Below are 20,458 nucleotides of genomic sequence, written 5' to 3' on the forward strand. Positions count from 1 at the left end.
TTACGCCCCGTAATGCACCTTATGTCGGTTGTGTGGGTGGGGCATTTCGCCTCGGCTGTCGGCTGTCGTCTGCCGGGGCCGGTGCGTCACGCACGTACCGAGTCGCCGCGCCCGCCCGTGGGACTCAACCTGAGTTCATGGAAGAGCGCGCGATCCGTCTGCGGCGCAGGCTCCGGCCCGTCGCCTGGATCGTGGCGGTGCTGTGCGTGGCCGTCCTTGCCGCGACGGCCACGGCGCGCAGCACGGTCCTCAGCCCCGGCTTCCACCAGCGCGTCCTCGACGAGCAGCACGCCTACGACCGCCTCTACAACGAAGTCCTCGTCGACCCGCAGACCCTCCCGGTCGCCCGCGACCTGCTGGGGCGGCTGCCGGTCCCGGAGGCGGCCGTCACCTCCAACCTGAAGATCGTGCTGCCCCCGGAGACCTTGCGCGCCATGGCCGACCGGCAGATCGCGGAGGTGACCGGATATCTGCGGGGCGAGCACGACACGCTGCGCCTCACCGCGGACCTGCGGCCGCTGCTCACCAATGTCGGCAACCTCGCCCAGACGTACTTCGGTGATCTCGTCGCCTCCGTACAGCGGCAGCCCGAACCCGACTTCCCCGCCTTCGTCGCGGCCCTCGACCAGGCAGCGAACGCCGTGGCCGCAGGGGTGCCGCCGGCCGATCTGCCCACCCTGGAGCTGTCCAGGGACCAGGCCGTCGCGGCCACGCGGGCGCTGCTCCAGGTGGTGCCCGAGGACCGCCGCGACAAGCTCCGTCCCGAGGTCGAGGTGGCGCTGGACAGCGGGGACATCGCCTCCGCGCTCGCCGCCGTCGGGCCCGAGGCGGTGTCGGACCGCACCCGCCAGGCGACCGAGCAGTTGCGCGAGACCGCCGGCGGCGACACCTGGAACATCACCGCCGACCTCGACACATCGGGCGACGCGCTCGCCCCGCTGCACCGGGCGCGCTCCGTCACGCACCTCGCCCAGGGCGTGGTCGAGCCGCTAGCCGCCCTGCTCGGCGTCGCGGCCCTCGCGTTCCTGTGGGTCTCCGGGCCCGCGGCTCCCGCCCGGCGCCTGATGGGGCTCGGCTGGGCGCTCGCCGCGGGCGGCACCCTCACGGGGCTGTGCGTGGTGGCCGCCCGGGTGGCCACGGACGGCGGCGTCATCAGCACGCCCGCGTCCTGGCCGGGGTCCGTGTCGCGGCTCGTCGACGACGTGGGCAGAGCCGCCGTGGACGGCGTGCTCACCACCGCGACCGTCGCCGCGTACATCCTGCTCGCCGGGGGAGCGCTGCTCGTCGCCGTCGGCTGGGCCTGGCAGACGGGACCCGCCCTGACGGTCAGCCCCCGGCGCGTGCAGGTGCTCGCCGCAGGGGTGGCGGGGGTCGCGCTCGGGGGTGTCGTCCTCGCACCCTTGGCGGCAGGACGTGCCGAACCGCGGGTCTGTCAGGGCAGCTCCCGGCTCTGCGACCGCAGTTACGACGAGATCGCCCAGCTCACCTCGCACAACGCGATGTCCACCACCGCCGACCAGTTCATCGGGCCCCTGCAGGACCCCCGCATCACCGCCCAGCTCAACGATGGCGTACGGGCCCTGCAGATCGACACCTACACCTGGGAGCGCCCGGAGCAGATCGCCGAGCGGCTCAAGGGGTCGGAGTTCTCGCCCCGGCTGCAGGGGCAGATCCTGGCCGCGATCAACAAGTTCAACCCGCCACGGGACGGTCTGTGGCTCTGCCACTCGGTGTGCCGGGCCGGCGCCATCGGCCTGGTGCCCACGCTGAGGGAGGTCGGCGACTGGCTGCGCGCCCACCCCACCGAGGTCGTCACGCTGATCGTCCAGGATGCCGTGGACGCGGAGGCCACCGCGGCCGCGTTCGAGGAGGCCGGGCTCACGGACCTGCTCTTCACGCCCGACCCGGACCCTTCGCGCCCGTGGCCCGATCTTGGCGAGATGATCGACAGCGGCAAGCGCCTCGTCGTCTTCGCCGAGCGCGCCGACGGGCCCGCGCCCTGGTACCGCAACTTCTACCGGTACGGGATGGAGACCCCCTACGCGTTCCGCACCCCCGAGGACATGACCTGCGTCCCGCACCGGGGCGGCACGGACAAGCGCCTCTTCCTCCTGAACCACTTCATCACCATCGACGGCGGCAGCCGCCTGGACGCGGGCACGGTCAATACCCGCGATGCGGTCCTCGACCGCGTACACGCCTGTGAACGCGAGCGCGGCAGGCCGGTGAACTTCGTCGCCGTGGACTACCTCACGATCGGCGACGCCAGGGGCGCGGTGGACGCGCTGAACGCGGAGAGGTGAGGCGGGGGTGCGGCCGTGGGCCGCGGCTGTGGACCGGCGCCCGGGGTTGCGTGGAATTCACGTTGGGGAAACCCCTCATACACCCGCTCCGTACGCGTTGTCAGCGCGGCGTGCTCTCATGGAGGCATGATCGAAGACTTTCTGGAAAGCGGAGTACCCGCAGTAGAAGAGGCCCTCCGCAAGGCTGCCGCCACCGAGGTCATGCCGAGGTTCCGGCAGCTCACAGCGGATGACGTCGTACAGAAGAGCGGCCCGCACGACCTCGTGACGGTGGCCGACCGCCTCGCCGAGGAGCAGCTGACCGCCGCGCTCACCGAGCTGCTGCCCGGCTCCGTGGTCGTAGGAGAAGAAGCCGTCCACGCCGACCCCTCGCGGTACGAGGCGATACGGGGCGACGCGCCGGTGTGGATCGTCGACCCGGTCGACGGCACCCGGCAGTTCGTGCACGGCGACCCCGGCTTCTGCATGCTCGTCGCGCTCGCGTGGCGAGGAGAGGTGCACGCCTCGTGGACGTACGCCCCGGCGCTTGACGAGATGGCCGTCGCGGTGCGCGGCAAGGGCGCCTGGCTCGACGGACGGCGCCTGGTGGCCGGCACGCCGGGCGAGGTCATCGAAGTGGCCACCTCGCACCCGGACTTCACCACCGATGACCAGAAGCGTGCGCTCAGCGGCCTTCGGGCGGACGGCGTCGCGCCGCGGCCCTGCGGGTCGGCCGGTCTCGAGTATCTGGCCATAGCCAAGGGCGAGTTGGACGCGATCGCCTTCTCCTGGGAGCTGGCCTGGGACCACGCGGCGGGACTGCTGCTCGTGGCGGAGGCCGGCGGCAGCGACCTGACCGTGGCGGGTCAGCCCTTCCGGATAGCGGGCGGCAACGCCCTGCCGTTCACGGCCGCCCGGGACGCGGCCACGGCCGACCGGGTGGTGGCGTTGCTGTCGGCCGGAGCCTGATCTGCGGGGCGCCGCCCGACTCGAAGTGGAAGTGGACGGTGGTGACCTCGAACTCGGTGACGGTGCCGACGGCCGGCCAGTCCTCGGGATCCAGGGGGAGCCCGGCCAGGTCCACGAAGCAGTGGATCGGCAGCCCCAGGTCCACGAAGAGCCCGGTCCTGCCCGGACCCCATGGCAGCTCACTGACCGTGCCGGTCCGCCGCGTGCCCTGGGGGAGCGGGCCGCCCGGGCTCGGCGGCGAGGTGTTGCGGCCGTGTCGGGCGCGCCGCCACGCGTTCTCGAACTCCGCCTCGGTGACCGGCCGGGTGACCGCCTCGGTGACGGGCTTGGCGTCATCCTCGACGGAGTCGTTCAGGAGTGCGCCGTACCGCGCCGTGTAGAGCCCCGCGCCCAGCGTTCCGAACTGCTCGTGGACCCAGGCGAGTTCATCGCGCGAGGCGGCGACGGAGGCCGTGCCGTGCGGCTCGTCGAAGGACGCCTGGCGTACGACGACGGAGTCGTCCCCGGCCTCGAACCAGCCGTCGGAGCCCGCGTCGGCGCGGCGGAACCATTGCGTCACCCGCCAGAGGCTACCCGCGCCCACGGCGCTGTCGGTGGCCAGGCCTATCCTGGGCGGCAGTGGCCATCGGCTGACAAAGGAGTCCGAAGGTGCCGTCGATGCTTGATGCCGTCGTCGTGGGGGCGGGACCGAACGGTCTTACCGCTGCCGTCGAGCTGGCCCGCCGTGGCTTCTCCGTGGCCGTCTTCGAGGCCAAGGGCACCGTGGGCGGTGGTGCGCGGACCGAGGAGCTGACCCTTCCCGGGTTCCGGCACGACCCCTGTTCCGCCGCCCACCCGCTGGGCGTCAACTCACCGGTGTTCAGGACCATGCCGCTCGATCGGTACGGCCTTGAGTGGCTGCAGCCCGAGCTGCCGATGGCGCATCCCTTTCCGGACGGCAGCGCCGCCGTGCTCTCCCGCTCCGTCGCCGAGACGGCCGCCTCGTTCGGGCCGCGCGACGCGGGGACGTACCGACGGCTCGTCGAGCCCTTCGTCAGCAAGTGGGACACCCTCCTGCGGGACTTCATGTCGCTGCCGACGACGGCCCTGCCGCGTGACCCGGTCACCCTCGCGCGCCTCGGACTCGTCGGTCTGCCGCCCGCCACCTGGCTGATGCGGCGCTTCCGCGACGACCGGGCCCGCGCCCTGTTCTCCGGGCTCGTCGCCCATGTCATCGCGCCGCTCGGCGGGCTCGCCACCGGCGGTGTCGGCATGGTCTTCGCGCTGGCCGCGCACGCCCGCGGCTGGCCGGTCGCGCGCGGCGGCTCGCAGTCGATCTCCGACGCGCTCACCGCGTATCTGAAGGACCTCGGCGGCGCGGTGCACACCGACTACGAGGTCAAGCGGCTCGACGACCTGCCGCCCGCCCGCGCGTACGTCTTCGACACATCGCCCACGGCGCTCGCGCGGATCGCGGGCCTGGGGCGGAGTTACGAGAACTACCGCTACGGCGCGAGCGCCTTCAAGATCGATTACGCCCTTGACGGCCCCGTCCCCTGGACCGCCAAGGAGGCGCGCGTCGCGGGCACCGTGCAGGTCGGGGCCGGCAGCGCGGACATCGATGCGGCCCTGCGTGCCGCCTCGCGCGAGAACCGGGCGCCCGACCGGCCGTTCCTCATCACCGTGCAGCCCGGTGTCGTCGATCCATCGCGCGCGCCTGCGGGCAAGCAGGTCTTCTGGGCGTACGGGCATGTCCCCAACGGCTGGAGCGGGGATCTCACCGACGCGATCGAGCGGCAGCTGGAGCGGTTCGCCCCCGGTTTCCGGGACCGGGTCCTCGCGCGCGCCACCGCGGGTCCGGCGGAGCTGGCCGAGCGCAACGCGAACTATGTGGGCGGTGACATCGCCTGCGGCGCGGCGAGCGGGCTCCAGCTGCTGCTCCGCCCCAAGCTGTCCCTCTTCCCGTACAACACCGCGCATCCCGCGGTCTTCATCTGCTCGTCCGCGACGCCGCCGGGGCCCGGGGTGCACGGCATGTCGGGGCACAACGCCGCCAAGGCGGTATGGAGGAGGCTTCGCTCCGCATGACGGCCATCACGCTCGTCCAGGGCGACATCACCCGGCAGACCGCCGACGCGATCGTCAACGCCGCGAATTCTTCCCTGCTGGGAGGTGGCGGGGTGGACGGTGCGATTCACCGGAACGGCGGGCCGGAGATCCTTGAGGCGTGTCGGCGGCTGCGGGCGTCGCACTACGGCAAGGGGCTGCCGACCGGTGCGGCGGTGGCGACCACCGCCGGGCGGCTTGACGCGCAGTACGTCATCCACACCGTGGGGCCGGTGTGGTCCGCCACGGAGGACCGGTCCGGCCTGCTGGCTTCCTGCTACCGGGAGTCGCTGCGCGTGGCCGAGGAGGTGGGGGCCCGGACGGTCGCCTTCCCCGCGATCTCGACCGGTGTCTACCGGTGGCCCCTGGACGATGGGGCCCGTATCGCCGTCCGTACGGTGCGGAAGCATGCGGTGGCGGCTGCCTTCGATGAGATCCGCTTCGTCCTTTTCGATGCGGAGGCCTACGAGGCGTTTACGGCTGCGCTGGCGGAGGGGTAGGGGCGCTGCCCCCGGCGTACTGCTTCATCGGGGCCCGGCAGGTGGGCACAGCCAAGACGGCTGGGTCAAGGTCCATGTCGGATTTTCGCCAGCCATGGTGTCCGTCATGCACGATCCTTGAGCCATGCCCACCGTCACGGCCACCGCCACCAGCCAGGCCGCCGCCGGCACCAGCACCGGTGCCGGCGTCATGCATCACGACGCCGACCGCTGCGTACGCGCAGTTCAGTCGAAGGACGCCCGGTTCGACGGGTGGTTCTTCACCGCCGTTCTCACCACCCGGATCTACTGCCGCCCCAGCTGCCCCGTGGTCCCTCCGAAGCCCGAGAACATGAGCTTCTACCCGAGCGCGGCAGCCTGCCAGCAGGCCGGATTCCGGGCCTGCAAGCGCTGCCGCCCCGACAGCAGCCCCGGCTCCCCGGAGTGGAACCAGCGCGCCGACCTCGTGGCCCGCGCGATGCGCCTCATCGGGGATGGAGTGGTCGACCGCGAAGGCGTCCCCGGCCTGGCCGGCCGCCTCGGCTACAGCACCCGCCAGGTCGAGCGGCAGCTCCTCGCGGAGCTCGGCGCGGGGCCGCTCGCCCTGGCCCGCGCCCAGCGCGCGCAGACCGCGCGCCTGCTCATCGAGACGACCACGCTGCCCATGGCGGAGATCGCCTTCGCCGCGGGCTTCTCGTCGATCCGTACGTTCAACGACACGGTACGAGAGGTCTTCGCCCTCGCCCCGGGCGAGCTGAGGGCCCGGGTGCCCAAGACGGCCGCCCCCAAGCCCGCCGTCCCCGGAGTGCTCTCCCTCCGCCTCCCCTTCCGCGCCCCGCTCACCCCGGACAACCTCTTCGGCCACCTCATCGCCACCGCCGTACCCGGAGTGGAGGAGTGGCGCGACGGGGCGTACCGACGCACCCTGCGCCTCCCCTACGGGCACGGAGTCGTCGCCCTCACCCCCACCCCCGACCACATCGCCTGCCGCCTCAGCCTCACCGACCTGCGCGACCTCACCATCGCCATCAGCCGCTGCCGCCGCATGCTGGACCTGGACGCCGACCCGGTGGCCGTCGACGGCCAGTTGCGCGCCGACCCGCTGCTCGCGCCGCTCGTCGACAAGGCGCCGGGACGCCGCGTGCCGCGCACGGTCGACGAGGCGGAGTTCGCCGTACGCGCGGTGCTCGGCCAGCAGGTCTCCACGGCCGCGGCCCGCACCCACGCCGCGCGTCTGGTCACCGCGCACGGAGAGCCGGTCGACGACCCAGAGGGCGGCCTCACGCACCTCTTCCCGGCGCCGGAAGCGCTCGCCGCGCTCGACCCGGATGCGCTGGCGCTGCCGCGCAGCCGCCGCACCACGCTGACCACCCTCGTACGTCACCTCGCCGACGGATCGCTCCAGCTCGGCGTGGAGAGCGACTGGGACGAGGCCAGGGCGCGGCTCATCGAACTCCCCGGGTTCGGCCCCTGGACGGTGGAGGTGATCGCGATGCGCGCGCTCGGCGACCCGGACGCGTTCCTGCCGTCCGATCTCGGAATCCGGCGCGCCGCACAGGAGTTGGGCCTTCCGCACACCCCGGCCGCGCTCACCGCGCGCGCCGCGGCCTGGCGCCCCTGGCGGGCCTACGCGGTCCAGTACCTGTGGGCCACCGACGAGCACCCCATCAACACGATCCCCGCGTGAAGCAACAAGCAAAGGGCGGCACTCTCATGCACCGGCTGCACACCCTCATCGACAGCCCCTACGGGCCGCTCACCCTCGTGTCCACGGACGGCACCCTCAGCGGCCTCTACATGACGGAGCAGCGCCACCGTCCACCCGAGGAGACCTTCGGCGACCGCGATCCCGCGCCGTTCGGCGAGACGATCAGCCAGCTGGAGGCTTACTTCGCGGGCGAGTTGACGGAGTTCGACCTGCCGCTGCGCCTGGACGGCACGCCTTTCCAGCGCACCGTCTGGCGACAGCTCCAGCTGATCCCGTACGGCGAGACTCGTACGTACGGGCAGCTCGCGGACGCACTGGGCAAACCCAACGCGTCCCGGGCCGTGGGCCTGGCCAACGGCAAGAACCCGATCGGCGTCATCGTCCCCTGCCACCGCGTCATCGGCGCGAGCGGCAACCTGACCGGCTACGGCGGCGGACTCGACCGCAAGCAGCGGCTGCTGGCCTTCGAGGGAGCGACGACCGGCAGCGAAGCCGCGCTCTTCTAAGGGAAGCCGCGCTTTTCTGAAGGCGGCCTCTCAGCTCACCCGCACCCCGCTCTCCAGCTCCACCGCACCCTGCCCCGCGTCGAGCGCCGCGAGTCCCGCGAGGACCCGAAGACCCAGCTCGCCCGGCAGATACTCGCGCAGCTCTTCGCGGGCCACCAGGCGCCAGGAGAGCAGCTCCTCCTCCTGGAGGCGGATCGACTTCAGCTGGTCCTCGTCGAGCACCCCGCCGTCGTACAGATAGGCGACCAGCGGTGGCCGGTCCGCACCGGGCACCCAGTCCACGACGAGCAGCGGCCCCAGTTCGAGGTCCAGGCCGATCTCCTCGGCGGTCTCGCGCCGTGCCCCCTGGCGTGGTGTCTCTCCGTCGTCCGACTCGATGGTCCCGCCGGGCAGCGCCCAGCCGTCACGGTAGTTGGGTTCGACGAGCAGTACCCGTCCCTCGGCGTCCCTGAAGAGCGCGGCGGCCCCGGCGATGACGCGGGGGAGGCCTGCGATGTATGTGGCGTAGTCCTGGAAGGTCACACCGGAAGCCTAGACGCAGCGGCCGCCGCGACCCGCTTGCGTCACACGCGCGGAATCTCGGCCAAGTCCACGGTCCGCGCGGCCAGTTCACTGATCCGGGACCCGTCGAAACCGAACACCGCGCTCCGCACCCGGTCCTCGAGGGGATCACGCCACTGGGCGGGGATCGCCTTGGCTCCGCACAGCACGCCTGCGACCGATCCGGCCGTCGCGCCGTTCGAGTCCGTGTCCAGGCCGCCGCGCACCGTCAGGGCGATGGTGCGGGTGAAGTCCCCCTCGCCGTACAGGAGTCCGGCGGTCAGGACGGCGGAGTTCGGCACCGTGTGGATCCAGCCGAGCCCCGCGGTCTCCTGCTCCGAGGTGGCCAGGGTCTCCTCCCAGCCGAGCCCGGCGTCGTGCAGCGAGAGGACCCGGCGCACCGTGCGGGCGAGCCTGCTGCTCGACGGGATCACGCCGAGGGCCGCGTCGAGCGCCGCACGGGGTGTCGGCGCGCTGAACGCGGCCGCGATGAGCGCCGCCGCCCACATCGCCCCGTACACGCCGTTGCCGGTGTGCGAGAGGACGGCGTCGCGGCGGGCCAGCGCGGCGGCGCGGCGCGGGGCGCCGGGACAGGTCCAGCCGAAGATGTCGGCGCGGATGAGGGCGCCGATCCACTCCTGGTAGGCGTTGTCGTAGGTCGCGGTGAGCGGCGGCTTGAGCCCGTTCGCGAGATTCCGGTACGCGGCCCGCTCCGCCGTGAAGGTCTGCAGATAGGGCAGTCGCAGCAGCCACAGCTCGCCGACCTGTTCCGTGCTGAATCCGAAGCCGTGCGTCTCCAGGAGGTCGAGGCCGAGGATCGCGTAGTCGACGTCGTCGTCACGGCAGCTGCCGTGCACCCCGCCCCGTACGCACCGCTGCCACTCGGGCCGCAGCTGGAACTCCTCGACCCAGGAGGGGGGTTCGGGCAGATAGTCGGTGAGCGGCAGCGCGTCGGCCTGTCGCAGATAGCGCTCGATGCGATCACGCGTCCAGTAGTCGCCCCGCTCGATGGGTTTGCCGAGCATGTTGCCGGCGATCCGCCCGATCCAGCCGCCGAGTACGCGGTCGGCGAGTTCCGCATGCACTGGGGTCATGCGTCCGGTTTACCGAATTCGCGGTGCTTCCGCGCGGTCAACGCAGAGCCTTTGTCGTGGAGCGTGAGAAGTTTGTCCGGTTTTAGGCGAGAAATAGGGAGCGCACATGACACGCCGTACGACCGTGCCGGCCGCCGCCGCCCCTTGACGGGGGTCGGATGGTGCACCAGCTGTACGACTCGCGCGGCGCCGGCGGCAAGGACTGATCGATCATTTCCCTGATCCACCTGACCGTCTTTGAGCCGATTAAAGATGATTTGGTGGCCGAATCTGCCGCCCTCGCGAAAAGGCAGCCATGGGCAGGCGGCCCCATCTGCGGTTATGGTCGCAGCGGCGCGACTGCCTTGACGTGAGCAAGGCCCGGAAAGCAAGGGGATGCAAGGTGGCGGACGCTGCTGAGACGGCGGGGCGTGTGCGGCATGCGCGGGATGCGCAGCATGTGCTCATTGCCGCGGACAAGTTCAAGGGGTCGCTCACGGCCGTGGAGGTCGCCGAGCGGGTGACGGCCGGGCTCCGCCGCGTCGACCCGAAGGTGGAGGTCGAGGCGCTGCCGGTGGCCGACGGCGGAGACGGCACGGTCGCCGCGGCGGTCGCGGCCGGTTTCGAACGCCGCGAGGTACGGGTCACGGGACCGCTCGGCGACGAGGTCACCGCGGCGTACGCGCTGCGCGACGGGACCGCCGTGGTCGAGATGGCGGAGGCGTCCGGCCTCCAGCTGCTGCCCGAGGGCGTGTTCGCGCCGCTCACGTCCACGACGTACGGCTCCGGAGAGCTGCTCCTTGCCGCGCTCGACGCGGGGGCGCGGACGATCGTCTTCGGCGTCGGCGGCAGCGCGACGACCGACGGCGGTGCGGGGATGCTGGCCGCTCTCGGCGCGGTGTTCCTGGACGCCGAGGGTGCGCCGGTGGCGCCGGGCGGCGGCCCGCTGGCCACGCTGGCGCGCGCGGACCTGTCCGGCCTGGACCCCCGGTTCGCCGAGGTGGACCTCGTCCTCGCCAGCGACGTGGACAATCCGCTGACGGGACCGAAGGGCGCGCCCGCGGTGTACGGGCCGCAGAAGGGCGCGACTCCGGAAGACGTGGCCGAGCTGGACGCGGCGCTCGCGCACTTCGCGCGGGTGCTCTCCGAGACGGCCGGTTCCGCCGCCCTTGAGTACGCGGAGTCTCCGGGAGCCGGGGCGGCCGGTGGCATCGGCTATGGCGCGCTCGTCGGGCTCGGCGCGAGCTTCCGGCCCGGCATCGAGGTCATGCTGGACGTCCTCGGCTTCGCGCCCGCGCTGGAGCGGGCGACGCTGGTGATCACGGGTGAGGGTTCGCTGGACGAGCAGACCCTGCACGGGAAGGCTCCCGCCGGGGTCGCGGCGGCGGCACGGGCCGCGGGCATCGAGGTCGTCGCGGTCTGCGGCCGCCTCGCCCTCCCGGCGGAGGCGCTGGGCCGCGCCGGGATCCGGCGGGCATACGCACTCACGGACGTGGAGCCGGATGTGGCGCGCTGTATTGCCGAGGCCGGACCGATCCTGGAGACGGTGGCGGAGGGAATCGCGCGGGACTTCCTGGTCTGACGTAGCGACGGTCCCTGATGCCCTCAAAGGCCGGCCGGGCTGGAGATATCCAGCCCGGCCGCAGACCTTTCAGCCCGTCCGGCGTTTGAGGACGAACTCGGCGAAGCCGGTGATCGACGGCCACTGCACCCCCGGGTTCCGCCCAGGCCCACCTCACCCCGGCGTCAGCCGATACGCATCCAACGCCAGCGTCATCTCCATCAGATCCCGAGGCCGGGCCAACGACCGCGAGGTCAGCTGCTCCAACCGCCGCAAGCGGTTGAACACCGTGTTCCGGTGGCAGTACAGACGCCCGGCCGCCCGCCCCGCGGACCCCTCGCACACCAGCCACGCGTCCAGCGTCTCAAGCAGCACCGCCCGATCCCCCGGTTCGAGGGCGAGCACCTCCCCGAGCACGTCGGACACCAGGCGCCCCGCCAGCTCCGGCTGGCTCACCACAAGCGCCGTCGGCATCCGCTGATCGAGCCGTACGATCCCGCTCGCGTCCGGCGGACACGTCCGCAGGGCCAGTTCCGCGAGCCGCCGCGCGTGGCCGAGCTCGGCCAGGCCCGCCACCACGGGGCTGATCCCGCCGGGACCGGGGCAGCGCCCCTCCAGCGCGGTGGCCAGCGCGTCAAGGCCATCCTCCGCGCCCAGCGCGACCACCCCCACCTCCCGGTCCGCCCGCATCCGCCAGACGAAACGGAACCCGGCCTGCTGGATCTGCCGGTGGAACGCCGCACGCCCGTCCCGCCGCTCGGCCCGCAGCACCACCACCGCGTACGGCCCCCGCTCCGGGAGATCAAGACCCGCGGCCACCTGCGCGGCGAGCCCGGGAGCGGACTGGCCCTCCAGCAGCGCGTCGAGGAGCGCCTGCAACTGCTCGTCGGTGCGCCGCCGCAGCTCCATCTCCGTCGCCCGGTACGCGTCGGACGCGGCCGCCGCCTGCGCGTCCACCGCCGACCACACCATCGTCGCCGAGCGCATCAGGACCGCGAGGCGTTCCGGGTCCTGCCCGACCGTGCCTTCGAGCAGCGCGTCCCAGACCAGATAGCCCGCGTTGCGGTACGAGTGCACCACCAGGTCGAGCGGCAGGCCCTGCTGCGCCCGCCGCCGCCCCGCCTCCTCGGCGTACTCCAGATCGCGGCGCGGCGACGCGCGCGGCGCCGAGATCGTCTCGATGCCGATCCGCATCGCCTCCTCGGCCTCCTGCCACTGCTGGTCGTACGGAAGCACCCGCGCGTACACCGGGGAGTGCTCGGAGAGCTGCCGCAGATGTTCGTCCACCAGCTCGGGGATACGGGGCAGCAGCGCCCTGGCCGCCCCCTCAAGCACTTTCCAGTCGTGACCTGTCCGAGGCCTGCGCCCGCTCACGGTGTTCCCCCTCGCCGCCGCCCGTAGCCCCTCTTGGTGCGGAGGATGCCACCGCCCGGCCGCCCCCGGCAGGCCCCTGACACGGGGTGTTGTGCCCGTGCACAACCGGCGGGCGATCCCGCTGGTCACCCGCAGCGATTCGGCCACGGGCCGTGGACGGGCGCCCCGCGCGGTGCTGGGGTGAGCGCCACGCGCAGGGCGGGCGGAGAGCAGGGGGTCCCAGGTGGGTGGTTCCGGACTCGTGGTGCGGGACGCGTCGGTCGGATACGGGCCGGTGCGCGCGCTGCGGCAGGTGTCGATCGAGGTGCCGGACGGTGCCGTCGTCGCCGTGCTCGGCGGCAACGGCGCGGGCAAGTCGACGCTCCTGCGCGCCATTTCGCGCACCCTCTCCTTCCACCGAGGGGCGCTCACCTCGGGCTCGGTCCACTTCGGCGGGCGGCGCGTCGACGGATGGCCCGCGGACCGCGTCGTGACCGCCGGGGTCTCCCAAGTGCCGGAAGGCAGACGGGTGTTCGCGCGGATGACCGTCGCGGACAATCTGCGGGCGGGCGCGCTGGGCTCCGCCGGAAGCCGGGCGGCGAAGGCCACCGCTCTGAGCCGCGTCCACGAACTCTTCCCGGTGCTCGCGGAGCGCGCCGGCCAGCGCGCCGGTCTCCTCTCGGGCGGCGAGCAGCAGATGCTGGCGGTGGCCAGGGCCCTGATGGCATCGCCGAAGCTGCTGCTCCTCGACGAACCGTCCCTCGGACTCGCCCCGTTGATGGCCGCCCGCATCGCCGACACCGTCCAGGAGATCAACGCCCAGGGCACCTCGGTCCTGCTGGTCGAGCAGAACGCCGCGCTCGCCCTGCGCCTCGCCTCCCATGCGTACGTCCTGGACGTCGGCGAAGTGGCGCTCGCAGGCCCTGCGGACGAACTGGCCGCATCCGACGAGGTGCGCCGCCGCTATCTCGGCGTGGTCGACGAGACCGCGGCGGACGATGCGTCGCGCGGCGCCGGCGCGCTCCCGGTGCTCGGGCGATGGGCGGGCCGGCGATGACCGATGACCGTCCGGCGGCCGACGCGCCGCCCCTCGACGCGGGCGTACCGCCGCTGGACGTAAGGGAGTTGACCGTGCGCTTCGCGGGTCTCACCGCGCTCGACGCCGTCAGCTTCACGGTCAGGCCCGGCACCGTGCACGCCGTCATCGGACCCAACGGCGCGGGCAAGTCCACCTGCTTCAACGTCCTGTCCGGGGTGTACCGCGCCACCGGCGGCACCGTCCGCTTCGGGGAGCACGAGCTGACGGCCATGGCGCCGCACCGCATCGCCGGCCTGGGTGTCGCACGGATCTTCCAGAACCTCGCGCTGCCGCCGCGCGCCACCGTCGCCGACAGCCTGATGCTGGGCCGCCACCGGCTCACCCGCACCGGCTTCGTGGCAGCGGGGCTGCGCCTGCCGTCGGCCGCCCGCGAGGAGCGTCTGCACCGTGAACGGGTCCGGGAGATCGCCGCGTTCGTCGGCATCGAGCGTCAACTCGAAGCGCCCGCGGGCTCGTTGCCCTACGGCCAGCAGAAGCTCGCCGAACTCGCCCGCGCCCTGTGCATGGAACCCCGGCTGCTCCTGCTCGACGAACCCGTGGCGGGGATGACCGCGGACGAGCGGCGCCGCACCGCCGCCGTCATCGCCGGCGTACGCGACAGCCTCGGCATCTCGATCGTCCTGGTGGAACACGACATGGGGGTGGTGATGCGGCTCGCGGACGCGGTGACCGTACTGGACTTCGGGCGCCGCATCGCCGACGGCACCCCGGCGGACGTACAGAACGACCCGGCGGTCGTGCGGGCCTACCTGGGGGAGGGCACCCGGTGACCACCTTCGTCGAACTCCTCCTCAACGGCCTCTCGATGGGCTCCGTCTACGCCCTGATCGCCCTCGGCTTCGTCGTCATCTTCCGCGCCACCGAAGTGGTGAACTTCGCGCACGCCTCGCTGCTCCTTGCGGGCGGCTACATCACCGCGTCCCTCCACGACGACATCGGCTTCTGGCCGGCGCTGCTCGTCGGCATCGCGGGCGCCGCGGTGGTCGGTGCCGCCGTCGAGTTCCTCGTCATGCGGCGCTACCGGGGCGCCGACCACAGTGTGCTCGCCATCGTCACCATCGGCGTCGACATCCTGCTCACCACCGAACTCACCCGGCGCCTGGGCACCGACGTGCTCGCGCTCGGCGACCCGTGGGGCGACTCCGTGCTCACGGTGGGGTCGATCTCCCTCGCCCACACACGGATCGCCGCGTTCGTCGCCGCCGCGCTCCTCATCACCGTCTTCCTGCTCGCCTTCCGGTACACCTCCTGGGGCGTGGCGATGCGCGCCGCCGCCGAGAGCCCGGAGACCGCCGCGCTGATGGGCGTACGGCTCGGCAGGGTCTCGCTCGGCGCGTGGGCCGTGGCGGGCGGACTCGCCGCCGTGGCCGCGCTCTTCCTCACCGTCTTCCCGACCCCCGGGCTCGAACGGGCCACATCGCTCGCCGCGTTGAAGGCGTTCCCCGCCGCGATCCTCGGCGGCCTCGACTCGACGACGGGCGCCCTGGTCGGCGGCATCGTGGTGGGCGTGACGGAGTCGCTCGCCACCGGATACCAGAGCGAACTCACCTTCCTCGGCCGTGGGTTGGGCGACCTCGCGCCCTATCTCGTGATGACCGTCATCCTCCTCATCCGGCCCGCCGGACTCTTCGGCACGAAGGAGCTCGCCCGTGTCTGAAGTCCTGGCCCGCGGCCGCGAGTTGCGCTCCCGCAGTCGTACGGCACTGCGCAGCCCCCGGGCCTACGTCTGGGCCGCGGGGGCGGTGCTTCTGCTCGCCCTGCCCTTCTACCTCGACCGGTTCTGGCTGCAGGCCGGGCTCTTCGCCATGGCGGCCGCGATCGGCGCGATCGGCATCAACCTCCTCACCGGCGCGACCGGCCAACTCTCCATGGGGCACGCCTTCTTCCTCGCCATCGGCGCGTACGGATACTGCGTACTGGCCGGGGACGGCGAGGGCGGCCTGACCGGGCTCGGCCTGCCGACCTGGATCGCCGCCGCGCTCGCCGTCGCCATCGCGGGCATCGCGGGCGGGCTCTTCAGCCCCATCGCGGGGCGCCTGCGCGGCGCCTACCTCGGCATCGCGACCCTCGCCCTGATCTTCATCGGGCAGCACGTGCTCTTCAACGCCCACGACCTGACGGGCGGCTCCAACGGCCGCGACGTACCACCCCTGAGCGTCTTCGGGATCACCTTCGACGACAGTGAACTCGTCGTCGCCGCCGTGCCGTTCGGGGCATCGGAGAAGCTCTGGTACGCGGGGCTCGTCCTCCTCGTCGGCTGCGGGCTCTTCGCCCGCGGCGTGCTGCGCGGACGCCCAGGGCGCGCCATGAACGCCATCCGCGACCACCGCATCGCCGCGGGCGTCATCGGCGTGCCCGTCGCCCGCTACCGCGCCGGTGTCTTCGTCCTGTCGTCGATGTACGCGGGCCTGGCCGGGGTGCTGCTCGCCCTGGTCTTCCAGCGCACCGTGCCGGACTACTTCGGCATGACGCTGTCCCTCGAATACCTCGCCATGATCGTCATCGGCGGTCTCGGCTCGGTCGCGGGCGCGGTGGCCGGTGCCGCCGTGGTGTCCCTGCTGCCCCAGCTCCTGACCCGGTACAGCGACGCGCTGCCGTTGGTCTCGGCCCCCGGCACCGGCGGGATCACACCGGGTGAGGCGTCCCGGTACCTGTACGGCGCCGCCGTCGTGGCGGTGGTCCTTTTCCTGCCCGGCGGCCTTGCCGGCATCGCCGCCCGGCGCTCCAGGCCGAAGTCCGGCCGGGCTTCAGTGGAATCAGGGGAGGAACGATGAGTTCACGCACACGGAAGCGGGCCACTGCGGCGGTCACGGCGCTCGCCGCGCTGCTGGCCCTGGCGGCCTGCAGCTCCAAGGCGAACGACGACGACGGCGACAAGAAGGGCGCGGGCGGGGTCAAGACCGGCGACGGCATCTCCGGGAAGACGATCAACCTCGGCGTGCTCACCGACATGACCGGCGTCTACGCGACCCTCGGCAAGAGCGTCACCCAGGCCCAGCAGCTCTACGTCAAGCAGACCAACGCCGACGGCGGCATCTGCGGATACAAGCTGAAGCTGACCATCCGCGACCACGGCTACGACCCCCAGAAGGCGGTCGCCGCGTACACCGAACTGGAGCCGGACGTCCTCGGCTTCGCCCAGTTCATCGGCTCGCCCTTCGTCGCCGCGGTCAAACAGCGCGTCGACGGCAACAAGGGCCTTGTCCTGCCGCAGGCCTGGTCGGCGAATCTGCTCGGCAGCCCGTATGTGCGGGTGGTCGGCTCGACGTACGACCTGGAGACGATCAACGCGATCGACTTCCTGATGAAGGAGAAGGGCCTCAAGAAGGGCGACAAGCTCGGCCACGTCTACTTCGAGGGCGACTACGGCGAGAACGCCCTGAAGGGCTCCCAGCACATGGCGAAGGAGTCTGGCCTCACCGTCGTCGAGCAGAAGATCAAGCCGACCGACAACGACATGACGGCGCAGGTGTCCGCCCTGAAGAAGGCGGGCGTCAAGGGCATCGTCATCAGCGCGGGTCCCCGGCAGGCGGCCTCGCTGGTGGGTGTGGCCGCGGCGGGGAAGTTCGACGTCCCGATCATCGGCAACAACTCGGCGTTCTCGCCCCAGCTCCTGGGCACGCAGGCGGGCCCGGCCCTCGCGAAGAACTACTACGTGGCATCGCCGACCCTCCCGATCGGCGCGGACACGGCAGTGGCGAAGAAGCTGGTCGCCGACTATAAGGCGGCCTACCCGAAGGACGCCCTCGACAACGGCGTGACGGCGGGCTGGACCGCGGCCTCCGTCTTCGGCGAGGCCCTGAAGAAGGCGTGCGACAGCAAGGACCTCACCCGTGAGGGCGTCGACAAGGCGCTTCTGACCATCGACGCGTACGACACGGGATTCGGCGTCACGCAGAACTTCACCGACCCCAAGTCCCCGTCCTCCAAGGAGAGCGTGATCCTGCGCCCCGACAAGAGCGCGACGGGCGGCATGAAGGTCGTCCGCGAACCGGGCGCTTCGGAGGTGGCCGAGGGATACACGCCGGGGGCGTGAGCAACGGCTCGACGAGGCAGGGGCTCGGCCCCTGCCTCACCCCCGCGGATCCTCCGCCAGGCGCGCCCAACGCCGGTCAGCCGGCTCCCGAACCGCGCGCCATGTGTCGACGAACAGACGCGTCGCCGTGAACCCGGGCCAGTCGGGCGGCAGCAGCGCTCCCGGCAGCCGAGGGTCCCGCTCGAACGTGGCCCGCCAGGCGTGCACGAGGCGGGTGCGCAGGACGAAGGCCTCCTCGGGTGACGCGGGCGAGGAACCCGCTCCCCGGAAGCGGGTCAGGAACTCCTCGTGCGCCGCCCGCACCGCAGCCAAGTCCCAGGCCCTGCCGACCAGTTCACCCGGCTCGGCGGAGCGCGAGCACAGCCAGACCGCGTACGGGGCGAGCCCCTGCTCCCGCAGCAGCTCCCGCACCGCCGCCACGCCCCCGGCGTCCGCCGCGATCCACACGCCCTGCCCGAGCGACCCGAATCCCTCGAACGCCAACTGCCCCTCCACCAGCGCCCGGTCACGCCACCCGTCCGCCGGGACCCGCAGCAGCAGCTGCTGCCACTCGCCGTGCCAGGGCGTCTCCTCGACCGCCCGCTCAAGGCGGTGCGTCCACGCCGTGAGGAGGGCGACGAGGCGCGGCTCAAGGGAAAGCCGCGTCCATCGACCCACCGCCTCCGTACGCAGCCAGCCCTCCTGGACGAGGCGCGTCACCGCCCGCCGCGCCGCCGCCTCGCCGACCCCGCAGTCGCCGAGCGCCCCGACGACGGCCCGCGACCAGACCCGCTCGGCGCCGGCGTAGCGGACGTACTCGCCCAGGACCGTGAGCAGCAGCGTCCGCGCGCTGGGGGAGCCGTCGCCGCGGCGGCGTGTGCGTGGCGCGTCGGCCAACTTCCCACCCCTTGCTGTCTGTTGACCTCTTCGACGGTCAGGTATAGGACGTAAGAACCTGCATGCCAGACCTTATGTCCTACGTCTGTCCGGCGAAAGGCGTACGCGTGGATCACCAGGGCTCCTCCCAACTCCCCACCCGCTTCGGCACCTTCCTCGCCCCCTACCACGGCATCGACGGCAACCCCACCCTCCAGATCCGCCGCGATCTCGACCTCGTCCGCCATCTCGACGCGCTCGGCTTCGACGAGGCCTGGATCGGCGAGCACCACTCCGCCGGGTACGAGACGATCGCTTCCCCGGAGGTCTTCATCGCGGCGGCCGCCGAGCACACCCGGCGGATCCGGCTTGGCACGGGCGTGAACTCCCTCCCGTACCACCACCCTCTCGTCCTCGCGGACCGCATCCGCCAGCTCGACCACCAGACGATGGGGCGGGTCGTGCTGGGCGCGGGACCCGGTCAGCTCGCGTCCGACGCCTTCATGATGGGCATCGATCCGCTGCGGCAGCGCGCCATGATGGCGGACGCGCTGGACGCCGTCGTACGTCTCCTGCGCGGCGACACCGTCACCGCGCGCACGGACTGGTTCAGCCCCGGAGGGCATCGAGATGGCGGTCGCATCGACCGTCTCTCCATCGGGCTCCGTGCAGGCGGGGCGGCACGGCATTGGCCTGCTCTCCCTCGCCGCCGCCGACCCGACGGGCCTCGCCGCGCTCAACGGCAACTGGGCCGCGTACGAGAAGTCCTGCGCCGAGCACGGCCACACCGCGGACCGGGGTGCTGCATCTGGCGCGCTACATCGAGGGACTGTCGGGCACGACGATGAGCTGGGGCCGTACGGCGGCGGACGCCGTCGCCCAGTGGACCGGCGAGGGCTTCCCGGTCTTCGGGGTTGCGACCATCGGCACCCCCGCGGACGCCATCGCCCGCATCGAGGCCCTTGCGGAGGCCTCCGGCGGCTTCGGCACCCTGCTCGTCCTCGATCTGCCCACGGGTACGCCGGAGGCCAAGCGGCGCAGCTATGAGCTGTTCGCCGAGTACGTCGTCCCGCACTTCACCGGCGCCAACCGGGGGCGCACGGCGTCCATGGAGTGGGCGCGGGCGAACAGCGAGCGGTTCGTGGGCGCGATGCGGCAGGCGGTCGAGGCGGCCGTCGTACGGGGAGGCCGGGGATGAGGGCGGCGGTGCTGCGCGGCGGGCGCTTCGTCGAGACCGATGTGCCGGAGCCGGTGCCGGGCCCGGGCCAGGTGCTCGCGCAGACGCTGATGACCGGGATCTGCGGCTCCGACCTCTCGGCGGCACGGCACACCGAGGACTTCCTCGCCGCCCCTCCCACTCGGGCACCGAGTGGGAGGGGCAGGTGGTCGTGGGGCTCCCGTGGGCGCTTGACGGCGAGGACACCCTGCGGACGATCGGCTACGCCAACGCCTTCCCCGGTGGCTTCGGCGAGCGGATGGTCCTGCAGTTGGCCGCGCTGGTCCCCGTCCCGGACCATGTACCGCCGCGCGTGGCCGCGCTCACCGAGCCGCTCGCCGTCGGCTTCGGCAATGTCGCCCGTGCGGCACCTGCGGAGGGTACGGGCGCCGTCGTCATCGGGGCGGGGCCCATCGGGCTCGGCGCGACCGCGGCGCTCGTCGAGCGGGGCGTCGCGCCCGTCGTCGTATCGGAGCCGTCTCCGCGTCGGCGGGAGCTAGCGGGGCGCTTCGGGGCGCATGTGGTGGTGGACCCCGCGGTGCGCGACCCCTTCGACGCCTGGCAGGACGCGGCGTCGCGGGGGCAGTCCCTGACGACCACGTGAAGGTGCTGGTCAGGCCTTGATCTTCTCCAACCCCGCCCCTTACCGAAACCATGGGGCTTCGCCCCAGACCCCGACAAGACCGCCGCTTCGCG

Annotated in this window: 20 protein-coding genes; 15 read left to right on the forward strand and 5 right to left on the reverse strand. The window is 72.4% G+C overall.

What is annotated here, in order from left to right; translation table 11 throughout:
* The first annotated feature begins 137 nt into the window (after window positions 1–137).
* Both OG453_RS32060 and OG453_RS32065 read left to right on the forward strand, forming a co-directional pair.
* Entirely contained in the window at window positions 138–2,303 is a 2,166-nt protein-coding gene (locus OG453_RS32060; protein ID WP_266872051.1) for a hypothetical protein, read from the forward strand.
* A 126-nt stretch (window positions 2,304–2,429) separates the two neighbouring features.
* Window positions 2,430–3,251 (forward strand): inositol monophosphatase family protein, encoded by an 822-nt coding sequence (locus OG453_RS32065; RefSeq protein ID WP_266872052.1) that lies wholly within the window; start codon window positions 2,430–2,432, stop codon window positions 3,249–3,251.
* Here OG453_RS32065 and OG453_RS32070 read toward each other — a convergent pair.
* A complete protein-coding gene (locus OG453_RS32070; protein ID WP_266872053.1) occupies window positions 3,187–3,810 on the reverse strand; it encodes a hypothetical protein in 624 nt (207 codons plus the stop codon). The genes OG453_RS32065 and OG453_RS32070 overlap by 65 nt on opposite strands.
* 98 nt (window positions 3,811–3,908) lie before the next feature.
* Between OG453_RS32070 and OG453_RS32075 the strand changes: the two genes are divergently transcribed.
* From OG453_RS32075 to OG453_RS32090, 4 genes are all read left to right on the forward strand, one after another.
* Window positions 3,909–5,318, forward strand: a complete 1,410-nt coding sequence (locus tag OG453_RS32075; protein ID WP_266873198.1) for an NAD(P)/FAD-dependent oxidoreductase — start codon at window positions 3,909–3,911, stop codon at window positions 5,316–5,318.
* The gene (locus OG453_RS32080) at window positions 5,315–5,836 is read left to right on the forward strand and encodes an O-acetyl-ADP-ribose deacetylase (RefSeq protein WP_266872054.1); all 522 of its coding nucleotides are present in this window, start codon (window positions 5,315–5,317) and stop codon (window positions 5,834–5,836) included. Before OG453_RS32075 ends, OG453_RS32080 begins: the two co-directional genes overlap by 4 nt.
* A 190-nt stretch (window positions 5,837–6,026) precedes the next feature.
* Window positions 6,027–7,502, forward strand: a complete 1,476-nt coding sequence (locus tag OG453_RS32085) for an AlkA N-terminal domain-containing protein (RefSeq protein WP_266873199.1) — start codon at window positions 6,027–6,029, stop codon at window positions 7,500–7,502.
* Window positions 7,503–7,528: 26 nt separating this feature from the next.
* The gene (locus tag OG453_RS32090; protein WP_266873200.1) at window positions 7,529–8,029 is read left to right on the forward strand and encodes a methylated-DNA--[protein]-cysteine S-methyltransferase; all 501 of its coding nucleotides are present in this window, start codon (window positions 7,529–7,531) and stop codon (window positions 8,027–8,029) included.
* A 30-nt stretch (window positions 8,030–8,059) separates the two neighbouring features.
* Here the strand turns inward: OG453_RS32090 and OG453_RS32095 are convergent, their stop codons facing one another.
* Together OG453_RS32095 and OG453_RS32100 are read right to left on the reverse strand one after the other, a co-directional pair.
* On the reverse strand, window positions 8,060–8,551 hold the full coding sequence (locus OG453_RS32095; protein WP_266872055.1) for an NUDIX hydrolase: 492 nt from the start codon (window positions 8,549–8,551) through the stop codon (window positions 8,060–8,062).
* 41 nt (window positions 8,552–8,592) lie between these two features.
* Entirely contained in the window at window positions 8,593–9,663 is a 1,071-nt protein-coding gene (locus OG453_RS32100) for an ADP-ribosylglycohydrolase family protein (RefSeq protein ID WP_266872056.1), read from the reverse strand.
* Window positions 9,664–10,102: 439 nt separating this feature from the next.
* Here OG453_RS32100 and OG453_RS32105 point away from each other — a divergent pair, with 439 nt between their 5' ends.
* Entirely contained in the window at window positions 10,103–11,224 is a 1,122-nt protein-coding gene (locus OG453_RS32105) for a glycerate kinase (protein WP_266873201.1), read from the forward strand.
* A 153-nt stretch (window positions 11,225–11,377) separates the two neighbouring features.
* Here the strand turns inward: OG453_RS32105 and OG453_RS32110 are convergent, their stop codons facing one another.
* Window positions 11,378–12,577: a CdaR family transcriptional regulator gene (locus OG453_RS32110; RefSeq protein WP_266872057.1), complete on the reverse strand. Its 1,200-nt coding sequence runs from the start codon at window positions 12,575–12,577 to the stop codon at window positions 11,378–11,380.
* Window positions 12,578–12,800: 223 nt separating this feature from the next.
* Here OG453_RS32110 and OG453_RS32115 point away from each other — a divergent pair, with 223 nt between their 5' ends.
* From OG453_RS32115 to OG453_RS32135, 5 genes are read left to right on the forward strand one after another with little or no spacing between them, the layout of a single operon-like run.
* Window positions 12,801–13,613, forward strand: a complete 813-nt coding sequence (locus OG453_RS32115) for an ABC transporter ATP-binding protein (RefSeq protein WP_266872058.1) — start codon at window positions 12,801–12,803, stop codon at window positions 13,611–13,613.
* A complete protein-coding gene (locus OG453_RS32120) occupies window positions 13,610–14,425 on the forward strand; it encodes an ABC transporter ATP-binding protein (RefSeq protein WP_266872059.1) in 816 nt (271 codons plus the stop codon). The genes OG453_RS32115 and OG453_RS32120 overlap by 4 nt, the downstream gene beginning before the upstream one ends.
* The gene (locus OG453_RS32125; RefSeq protein ID WP_266872060.1) at window positions 14,422–15,312 is read left to right on the forward strand and encodes a branched-chain amino acid ABC transporter permease; all 891 of its coding nucleotides are present in this window, start codon (window positions 14,422–14,424) and stop codon (window positions 15,310–15,312) included. The genes OG453_RS32120 and OG453_RS32125 overlap by 4 nt, the downstream gene beginning before the upstream one ends.
* Window positions 15,313–15,358: 46 nt before the next feature.
* Window positions 15,359–16,429, forward strand: coding sequence for a branched-chain amino acid ABC transporter permease (locus OG453_RS32130; RefSeq protein WP_266873202.1), 1,071 nt, complete (start codon window positions 15,359–15,361; stop codon window positions 16,427–16,429).
* Window positions 16,426–17,691: an ABC transporter substrate-binding protein gene (locus OG453_RS32135; RefSeq protein WP_266872061.1), complete on the forward strand. Its 1,266-nt coding sequence runs from the start codon at window positions 16,426–16,428 to the stop codon at window positions 17,689–17,691. The genes OG453_RS32130 and OG453_RS32135 overlap by 4 nt, the downstream gene beginning before the upstream one ends.
* Before the next feature lie 36 nt (window positions 17,692–17,727).
* Here the strand turns inward: OG453_RS32135 and OG453_RS32140 are convergent, their stop codons facing one another.
* Complete coding sequence (locus OG453_RS32140; protein WP_266872062.1) at window positions 17,728–18,567, reverse strand: PaaX family transcriptional regulator C-terminal domain-containing protein; 840 nt, start codon at window positions 18,565–18,567, stop codon at window positions 17,728–17,730.
* A gap of 107 nt (window positions 18,568–18,674) precedes the next feature.
* Here OG453_RS32140 and OG453_RS32145 point away from each other — a divergent pair, with 107 nt between their 5' ends.
* The 3 genes from OG453_RS32145 to OG453_RS32155 all read left to right on the forward strand — a co-directional run bounded on the left by OG453_RS32145 (window position 18,675) and on the right by OG453_RS32155 (window position 20,366).
* Window positions 18,675–19,394, forward strand: a complete 720-nt coding sequence (locus OG453_RS32145; RefSeq protein WP_266872063.1) for an LLM class flavin-dependent oxidoreductase — start codon at window positions 18,675–18,677, stop codon at window positions 19,392–19,394.
* The gene (locus OG453_RS32150; protein ID WP_266872064.1) at window positions 19,391–19,744 is read left to right on the forward strand and encodes a hypothetical protein; all 354 of its coding nucleotides are present in this window, start codon (window positions 19,391–19,393) and stop codon (window positions 19,742–19,744) included. The genes OG453_RS32145 and OG453_RS32150 overlap by 4 nt, the downstream gene beginning before the upstream one ends.
* A gap of 190 nt (window positions 19,745–19,934) precedes the next feature.
* Complete coding sequence (locus OG453_RS32155; protein ID WP_266872065.1) at window positions 19,935–20,366, forward strand: hypothetical protein; 432 nt, start codon at window positions 19,935–19,937, stop codon at window positions 20,364–20,366.
* The last annotated feature ends 92 nt before the right edge of the window (window positions 20,367–20,458 follow it).

Source organism: Streptomyces sp. NBC_01381, assembly GCF_026340305.1.
GTDB lineage: Bacteria > Actinomycetota > Actinomycetes > Streptomycetales > Streptomycetaceae > Streptomyces.

Excerpts from the sequence above, each read along its gene's own strand:
- OG453_RS32060 (WP_266872051.1), top strand. The coding sequence starts at position 138 with ATGGAAGAGCGCGCGATCCGTCTGCGGCGCAGGCTCCGGCCCGTCGCC.
- OG453_RS32065 (WP_266872052.1), top strand. The coding sequence starts at position 2,430 with ATGATCGAAGACTTTCTGGAAAGCGGAGTACCCGCAGTAGAAGAGGCC.
- OG453_RS32075 (WP_266873198.1), top strand. The coding sequence starts at position 3,909 with ATGCTTGATGCCGTCGTCGTGGGGGCGGGACCGAACGGTCTTACCGCT.
- OG453_RS32080 (WP_266872054.1), top strand. The coding sequence starts at position 5,315 with ATGACGGCCATCACGCTCGTCCAGGGCGACATCACCCGGCAGACCGCC.
- OG453_RS32085 (WP_266873199.1), top strand. The coding sequence starts at position 6,027 with ATGCATCACGACGCCGACCGCTGCGTACGCGCAGTTCAGTCGAAGGAC.
- OG453_RS32090 (WP_266873200.1), top strand. The coding sequence starts at position 7,529 with ATGCACCGGCTGCACACCCTCATCGACAGCCCCTACGGGCCGCTCACC.
- OG453_RS32100 (WP_266872056.1), bottom strand. The coding sequence starts at position 9,663 with ATGACCCCAGTGCATGCGGAACTCGCCGACCGCGTACTCGGCGGCTGG.
- OG453_RS32120 (WP_266872059.1), top strand. The coding sequence starts at position 13,610 with ATGACCGATGACCGTCCGGCGGCCGACGCGCCGCCCCTCGACGCGGGC.
- OG453_RS32135 (WP_266872061.1), top strand. The coding sequence starts at position 16,426 with ATGAGTTCACGCACACGGAAGCGGGCCACTGCGGCGGTCACGGCGCTC.
- OG453_RS32150 (WP_266872064.1), top strand. The coding sequence starts at position 19,391 with ATGAGCTGGGGCCGTACGGCGGCGGACGCCGTCGCCCAGTGGACCGGC.